General features: G+C 38.0%; 3 protein-coding genes. All 3 read left to right on the top strand.

The genetic code is table 11. The annotated features are described in order from the left end of the window. Positions 1–166: 166 nt before the first annotated feature. Complete coding sequence (locus V7K61_RS26605; protein WP_335058056.1) at positions 167–361, top strand: hypothetical protein; 195 nt, start codon at positions 167–169, stop codon at positions 359–361. A 143-nt stretch (positions 362–504) separates the two neighbouring features. Next, entirely contained in the window at positions 505–765 is a 261-nt protein-coding gene (locus tag V7K61_RS26600; RefSeq protein WP_069068733.1) for a type II toxin-antitoxin system HicA family toxin, read from the top strand. Then, positions 765–1,100 carry a type II toxin-antitoxin system HicB family antitoxin gene (locus V7K61_RS26595; RefSeq protein WP_199346326.1) on the top strand — a complete coding sequence of 112 codons (336 nt, stop codon included), beginning with the start codon at positions 765–767 and terminating at the stop codon, positions 1,098–1,100. The genes V7K61_RS26600 and V7K61_RS26595 overlap by 1 nt, the downstream gene beginning before the upstream one ends. Positions 1,101–1,207 lie beyond the last annotated feature (107 nt).

Genomic DNA, 1,207 nt, shown 5'->3' with positions numbered 1-1,207 from the left:
TTTGAGGTTTTCTGCAAGGCGATCGCACTCACTCTTACACAACTGACAATTACCTTATTTTTGAGGTTTTCTGCAAGGCGATCGCACTCACTCTTCCACAACAGGCGATCGCTTTATTTTCGAGGTTTTCTGCAAAGCGATCGCATTCACTCTTCCACAACAAGCGATGTCTAACAAACAGCAAACCGTTACGAGTCTAGGCTTAGTTTTTGAGGTTTTCTGTAAGGCGATCGCATTATTTTTGAGGTTTTCTGCAAGGCGATCGCTCATTCTTGGACAACAGGCGATCGCTTTATTTTTGAGGTTTTCTGCAAGGCGATCGCACTCACTCTTGGACAACAGGCGATCGCTTTATTTTTGAGGTTTTCTGCAAAGCGATCGCTTACAATGCCATCATACAATCAGCGATCGCTTCTATATTTCCAACGATATCATAATATGATATCATTATATCTGTGGCTATATTCAAGTTAACTGTAAGATGCCTGTAATTGTATTGATTAAATGGATCTCAATAACAAACAACGTCAGATTTTAGAGTTAATTTTTACAAATCCTGTACCATCTAATGTTCTTTGGAAAGATATTGAAAGTTTATTCATAGCTTTAGGTGCTGATATTACTCAAGGTAGAGGTTCGCGGGTTCGTGTGAAATTAAATGATGTGAAAGCTGTTTTTCACGAACCGCATCCTCAAAATGAGACAGATAAAGGAGCAGTCAAATCTGTTAGAGAATTTTTAATTAAGGCAGGAATTGAAATATGATGACTTATAAGGGATACACAGCTAGTATAGAAGTAGATGTAGAAGCGGGAATACTTTTTGGTCAAGTCCTAGACATTAATGACGTGATTACCTTTAAGGCAAAAACTGTAGACGAAGCGCGTCAAGAATTTCAAATTTCTGTTGATGATTATCTTGCTTTCTGTGAAGAACTAGGAGAGGAGCCTGATAAACCATTCTCTGGTAAACTTCCATTCCGCACAACTCCAGAACACCACCGCAAAATATTTATTGCTGCTAAAAAGGCTGGCAAAAGCATAAATGCTTGGATGGATGAAATATTAACTGGTGCTGCGGATAAAGTAATCAATACTTAGAGTCAATCATTCTAAATACTGGACTTTAGACTAAAAAGCAGAAAATGACTCAGGGAAGCTGAGTTGAAAACAAGCAAAGCCAAAAAATTCAAAAATCAGAAATCAAG

It is taken from the genome of Nostoc sp. (assembly GCF_036918015.1).
In the GTDB taxonomy this organism is placed as follows: Bacteria; Cyanobacteriota; Cyanobacteriia; order Cyanobacteriales; family Nostocaceae; genus Nostoc.
The sequence above is the reverse complement of the archived record's forward strand: the minus strand, read 5'-3'. Positions and strand labels throughout refer to the sequence as shown.

Coding starts and splice junctions, on each gene's coding strand:
- V7K61_RS26605 (WP_335058056.1), top strand. CDS start 167: ATGTCTAACAAACAGCAAACCGTTACGAGTCTAGGCTTAGTTTTTGAG.
- V7K61_RS26600 (WP_069068733.1), top strand. CDS start 505: ATGGATCTCAATAACAAACAACGTCAGATTTTAGAGTTAATTTTTACA.
- V7K61_RS26595 (WP_199346326.1), top strand. CDS start 765: ATGACTTATAAGGGATACACAGCTAGTATAGAAGTAGATGTAGAAGCG.